We start from the raw sequence: 6,019 nt of genomic DNA on the forward strand, positions 1-6,019 counted from the left end.
AAGTTTACAACAGCTGCATAGAAAACCATGATCATCCACACAGCAAACGCACACAAAGCGCACATTTACGTGGGTCTGGTGTGCGTTTGGTCTGGGTTTGCTGTGCGTTTGGTCTGCGTTTAACCCGAAGACATTTCCTTTACAGGGTATCCCTGAAATGGCTATACAAAGCAAAAGCCTGTCGTCATTAACTGAGACAGGCTTATTTATTATATGCTATTGATTATGCTTACTTATCTAAAGTAATCACGAAGTTCTCCATTGGCTTACGCACTTTCTTCAGGTTAAATAACCAATCTCCAGCAGCATCACGGTACCCCAGAGGCAATATGGTGGTGCTTTTCAGGTTGTATTTTCCTAGTCCAAGCAAAACATCCAGTTTTTCGTTGCCGAAGCCTTCCATTGGTGTCGCATCTACTTCCAGTTCGGCGGCTTGTGCAATCGCCATTCCGAAAGCAATGTATGCTTGTTTAGCGGCGTGGTGGTGATTTTCTGTAGCCGTTTTGTTCAGGTACACTTCTAATAAAGATTGTACATAGTTTTCTGTTGCCGAGTCCGGCACACCACGTTCCGCATTCATTCTTGAGAATACCGTTCTGATGCGTTCTTCCGTATAGTTATCCCACGCTGCAAAAACGAGTAAATGTGAGCAATCGTTGATTTGCGACTGGTTGTTGGCAATGGTTGCGATCTCTGCTCTAAGGGCAGGGTCTGTAATTACCAATACATTAAAAGGCTGTAATCCGGAGGAAGTCGGTGCAAGGCGTGCTGCTTCTACAATTCGGGTGACTTTATCTTCAGATACAGCTTCTCCGTTCATTTTTTTGGTGGCATAACGCCAGTTTAACGCTTCTATTAAGTTCATATACGCTTATTGTCTGTTATTGTGATGGGTGGCAAAATTAAAAAGTAATACGAAGTAAGTACTGGAGTTTGTGAAGGTTGACTTTCAAATGATATGTAAAATATTGTTAAAAATGTGAAAGTAAAATTGTTACTTTGCTATGCATGCATACATAATTGTTGCCTGCAAAAACTTAACGTACCTTAATTATGAAAAAAATTCTACTAGGTTTATTGACCGTATTACCCTTTTGGGGATTCTCTCAATCCTTTCAGGTAAATCTTCAGGGGCAAAAGCAAATTGCTATGGCTGGAGCCGGAACGGGGCTTGCCATAGATGAGGCATCTGTATTTTTTAACCCGGGTGCAGTTTCTTTCCTGGAGCAAAATGGTGTTCAGGGTGGTGTGAGTGGACTCTATCTGAAAACCGCTTTCCGCGAAACCGGATCCAACATCACAGAGTACAACAAAGACAAAATTGCGCCGCCATTTCAGGTTTATGCCGTATGGGGTGCGCCACAAAGCAACCTTAAATTCGGATTGGGTGTGTACACGCCATTTGGTGGTGCCATGCACTGGGATGAGGACTGGTCTGGAAAATATGCGGTGACTTCCCTGGATCTTCAGGCGATTTACATTCAGCCAACAGCGAGTTATAAAATCACCGACAACATTGGTATTGGTGCCGGCTTAGTATATGCGCTTGGAAAAGTGGATTTAAGACGTGCCGTTCCGGTATTCTTAAATAACGGTCAGGCAAGTACGGCTCAACTAAAAGGAAGCTCTGCCGACCTTGGTTGGAATGCTGGTATTTATATTAAAGATCTTTTTGGTGGTTTATCGGTAGGTATTACCCACCGTTCACAGGTAACTGCGAAAGTAACGGATGGTGACGCGATCTTCGTTGTGCCAGAAGTTTTGGCTTCCGGGTTCCCGACAAAATTCAATGCAGAACTTCCATTACCTGCAACGACCAGTATTGGTTTTGGTTACAGCGTTTCTCCAAGCACCACTTTAGCGCTTGATGTAAACTGGGTAGCATGGAACAAATACAAGGCACTTGCTTTTGATTACAACAACAACGAGCGGATTGAAAATACCAACTCGCCACGTAACTACAAAGATGCTGGTGCAATCCGTTTGGGTGTGCAACACCAGTACAACGAGCAATTTACCGTTAGAGCAGGTGCTGGATATGCAATCACACCGGTTAAAGATGGTTATGTTACCCCAGAAGTGCCAGATGCAAATCGTGTGATCCTGAGTGCAGGTTTCGGTTACCAGCCGACTGAAAAGTTCTCCATAGATTTCTCATTCCTATATGAAAATGTAAAATCAAGAACGCAAACCAACATTGAAACTGGTTTAGCAGGCGAATTCAAAACTGCAGTATACATTCCTGGTTTATCTGTTTCTTACAAATTCTAATCGTTCTCATACAATGAAAAACATGTTGAAAAAAAATTACGTAGCCAAAAGCCTATTGGCGTTGGTTGCTGCCGGAGCGATCGTTTCCTGCAAACCGAGCTTACAAGAAAATTCACCTAGTAATGGTCAAGCCGATTTCAGCCGCTACGTTGCTGTTGGAAACTCCCTTACTGCTGGTTACGCAGACGGCGGATTATACCTGGAAGGACAGCAGAACTCTTTCCCTGAAATCCTGGCTAAGCAGTTCAAAGCTGTTGGTGGTGGTGAGTTCAATTCCCCGTTCTTTGCTGAAGCACAGGCAAATGGTTCTGGTTATGCGCAGCTGAGCGGTTTTACGGCGACAGGAACGCCTGTTACTTCTACCGTAACCACAAACCTGGCTTATGTAGCACCTGGAAGGTTCGCTAAGTACGAAGGTACTTTCAATAACTTCGGTATGCCGGAAATGAAAGTCGCATTCCTGGAGTCTAACGGTTATGCCGCAAACAATCCATTCTTTGCAAGGATTCTTGGTTCTGCATCTGCAAACAGCACCTATATGGACGTTGTGGAAGCAGCAATGAATGATCAGAAAGCAACTTTCTTCAGCTTCTGGGAAGGGCAGACAGACGTGCTTGGCTTTGCGTATACCGGCGGTTCACAAACCTTAACACCAGTAACACAATTCGAGACGATTTATAATAGAAGTGTGAACAAACTGATCGGTACTGCGAAGCGAAAAGGTGTTTTAGGTACCATAGGTGATGTATTGGGCTTACCTTACTTCAATGTGGTTACTGTAAAAGCACTTCAGGCTGCGGTTGGTCAACCAGTTACTTTCTATGTGAGAACTGGAACAAACACCGTTGTACCTGCAGATTCTACATTCAAATTTACTTTGCCTTTAAGTTCAGCAGGCCTGATTGGTGTGCCAGATGCGCAAAAAAGACCTTATGGCTTGCACCCAGGAAATCCAATTGCCAGCAACTGGGTACTTGATCCAACGGAGCAGGCGCTAATCAGAACACGTACCAATGAGTACAATGCGAAGATTAAAGAAATTGCTTCCCGGAATGACCTTGCACTGGTTGACATCGATGATTTAATGAGACAGTTTGCGACGCCGAAAATGGTGAATGGTGCTGAACTTAGCACAGCGTTTATCACTGGAAATATCTTCTCTTTAGATGGTATTCACCCGACGCCACTTGGAAACGCGTTGACTGCAAATGCATTCATCAAAGCGATCAATCAGCATTACAATGCAAATGTGCCAATTGTTAATGTTGCACATTACAGGGGTGTAAAATTCCCTGGAGCAGCTGCGAAATAAGCTTTAGCTTAAACAGCATATAAATGAATAAAGCCCTGTTGGAACTTCCGACAGGGCTTTATTCATTTAAGTAACTTTGTTGTTTAGGCTGTTCGTCCAGCTGCGTAACACAGCATTCCGCTTACTTCTTCAATTGTGCTTTGAATACCTTTTCCAGCTTTTCCAACTTCGGTTGGATCACCAGTCGGCAGTAAGGCTCATTCTTGTTTTTGTTGAAGTAGTTCTGGTGGTAAGGTTCTGCAACATAGAATTTCTGTGCTGCGGTAACTTCAGTAACCACTGGTTTTCCATAAGCATTGGACTTGTTTAGGGCAGCTTTGTATTTGGCTGCAATATCCCGCTGTGTGGCATCATGGTAGAATACTACGGAGCGGTACTGGGTGCCAACATCTGCGCCCTGTCTGTTCAGGGTTGTTGGATCATGGCTTTTCCAGAACACGGCAAGTAGTGCTTCGTAGCTGATCTTTGCAGGATTGAAGGTGATTTCGGTTACTTCCGCATGGCCCGTTGTTCCGGTACAAACATCTTCGTAGCTCGGGTTGGGAACATCGCCACCTTCATAACCCGACTTGATGCTAACCACACCATCTAATCGCTGGAACAAGGCTTCTGTACACCAGAAGCAGCCCATGCCGAAAGTTGCTTTTTGGAGCTTCGGTTGTTGTGCATTGGCGGTCCCGAATGAAATCAGTAAGAGTACTAGGAATGAAAGATATCTCATAATTTGTGTGCGGGCATTTTGTTCACCCATATCAAAGTTACGTATCCCGGCGGCCTGGAGTTTTGCAAAAGCTGCCGAAGCCTTAAACATGACACAATGTTGATTGAATTCGTTTTTAACCTGGAATGTTAATAACTTAAAGTATTTAATTTCAAATGTTGATGGGTTGTAAAATGAAGTATTAACATTTCCGCCTATTGTTTTATAATTTTGACACACATTACTAACAAAGTAAAATTATGTCTACACCGTATATCCCATGCCTGGACCTTGGTTCTTATATCAATGGTACCGAAGCACAGCGTAAAACCTTCTCCGATGAGCTTGGTCGCGCATTCAATGATTCCGGTTTTGTAACCATCACCAACCATGGTGTAAGTCAGGAGTTGATTGATCAACTGTATGAAAACATCAAAGCGGCATTTTCATTAACGCCGGAACAGAAAAGTCAATACGAAAAGCCCGAATTGGCAGGTCAGCGTGGTTACACCAGTCCTGGTAAAGAAACCGCGAAAGGTGCAAAGACCGCGGATTTGAAAGAGTTCTGGCAGATCGGACAGGAAGTTACGGACGGTGATCCGATCAAAGAAAGATACCCGGATAATGTTATTTTGAAAGAAGTACCTGAATTTAACCGCGTAACGGGTGATATTTATAGAAAGCTTGAAGAGAACGGTAAGCACCTGTTAAGAGCAATTGCTACGTACCTTGGCTTGGACACCAACTACTTCGATCAGCATGTACATAACGGAAATTCAATTTTAAGGGGTATTCACTACTTTCCGATTGAAAACCCGGAGGCTATTGCTGCAGATGCGGTTCGTGCAGGTGCACATGAGGATATTAACCTGATTACCTTGCTGATTGGTGCAAGTGCAGACGGCCTTGAAGTGTTGACGCGCAGCAATGAGTGGTTGCCGATTAAAGCACACCATTCTGACATCGTGGTAAACGTAGGGGATATGCTTCAGCGTTTAACAAATAACAAATTGAAATCTACTACCCACCGCGTGGTTAACCCACCAAGGGAATTGATGAAGACTTCAAGGTACTCTGTGCCTTTCTTCCTGCACCCGCGTTCGGATATGGATTTAACTTGTCTGGATTCTTGTATCGATGAGGCGCATCCAAAAGCTTTCAGTGATATGACGGCTGGAGAATATCTTGATGAGCGCTTGAGAGAGATCGGCTTGAAGAAATAAATGTAAACACGTTTGAAGTTCAGCTTCATAAAAAAGACCAGCAGGGTAACCTTGCTGGTCTTTTTTGTTGGGTTATGTGTTGGTCTATTTTTTGGTTTGTTAGAAATATCGGTTTGATTAAGTTTGTTTGTTTAAAACGAGGGGCATTGAGCATATTTCGATTAACTCATGGCTATTACTTCAACATCGTTGGACTTAACGCTGGAACTTGGTACATTATGTGTGGCAAAATATTCATATCATGAGCGATACTATGACGACGATAACTGCAAATGTGCCAGATGAGTTAAGCGATAAGCTGAAGCAATTCATGGAAGAACTCGGTGGAGAGATTTTAGTGGAGACAACATCTTCTTTAAAGGAAGTTGCGTTAGCGGAGCTAGAGGAAGGACTTTCAGAAGCTAGGAATATTCAAGAGGGGAAGAAAGCGAGAATGTCGTTGGCTGCGAGGGTGTTTCACAAACTGTGTCAATAGTGTAACTTTAAACTATCGACATGAATATGGCAACACAA

Annotated in this window: 6 protein-coding genes; 4 read left to right on the forward strand and 2 right to left on the reverse strand. The window is 43.5% G+C overall.

From position 1 onward, the window contains the following. Positions 1-229: 229 nt before the first annotated feature. On the reverse strand, positions 230-865 hold the full coding sequence (locus IEW69_RS14720; RefSeq protein WP_188627636.1) for a nitroreductase family protein: 636 nt from the start codon (positions 863-865) through the stop codon (positions 230-232). 188 nt (positions 866-1,053) lie between these two features. On the opposite strand from IEW69_RS14720, the gene IEW69_RS14725 reads away from it, so the two are divergent. Together IEW69_RS14725 and IEW69_RS14730 are read left to right on the forward strand one after the other, a co-directional pair. Next, positions 1,054-2,271, forward strand: coding sequence for an OmpP1/FadL family transporter (locus tag IEW69_RS14725; protein WP_188627637.1), 1,218 nt, complete (start codon positions 1,054-1,056; stop codon positions 2,269-2,271). A gap of 22 nt (positions 2,272-2,293) precedes the next feature. Further along, the gene (locus IEW69_RS14730) at positions 2,294-3,583 is read left to right on the forward strand and encodes an SGNH/GDSL hydrolase family protein (protein WP_188627638.1); all 1,290 of its coding nucleotides are present in this window, start codon (positions 2,294-2,296) and stop codon (positions 3,581-3,583) included. A gap of 121 nt (positions 3,584-3,704) precedes the next feature. Here IEW69_RS14730 and msrA read toward each other — a convergent pair whose 3' ends face one another. After that, positions 3,705-4,304, reverse strand: a complete 600-nt coding sequence (msrA, locus tag IEW69_RS14735; RefSeq protein ID WP_188627639.1) for a peptide-methionine (S)-S-oxide reductase MsrA — start codon at positions 4,302-4,304, stop codon at positions 3,705-3,707. A gap of 239 nt (positions 4,305-4,543) precedes the next feature. Between msrA and IEW69_RS14740 the strand changes: the two genes are divergently transcribed. Both IEW69_RS14740 and IEW69_RS14745 read left to right on the forward strand, forming a co-directional pair. Beyond that, the gene (locus IEW69_RS14740) at positions 4,544-5,506 is read left to right on the forward strand and encodes an isopenicillin N synthase family dioxygenase (protein WP_188627640.1); all 963 of its coding nucleotides are present in this window, start codon (positions 4,544-4,546) and stop codon (positions 5,504-5,506) included. 241 nt (positions 5,507-5,747) lie between these two features. Next, positions 5,748-5,981, forward strand: a complete 234-nt coding sequence (locus IEW69_RS14745; RefSeq protein ID WP_188627641.1) for a hypothetical protein — start codon at positions 5,748-5,750, stop codon at positions 5,979-5,981. Positions 5,982-6,019 lie beyond the last annotated feature (38 nt).

It is taken from the genome of Pedobacter quisquiliarum (genome assembly GCF_014642175.1).
Taxonomy (GTDB): Bacteria; Bacteroidota; Bacteroidia; order Sphingobacteriales; family Sphingobacteriaceae; genus Pedobacter; species Pedobacter quisquiliarum.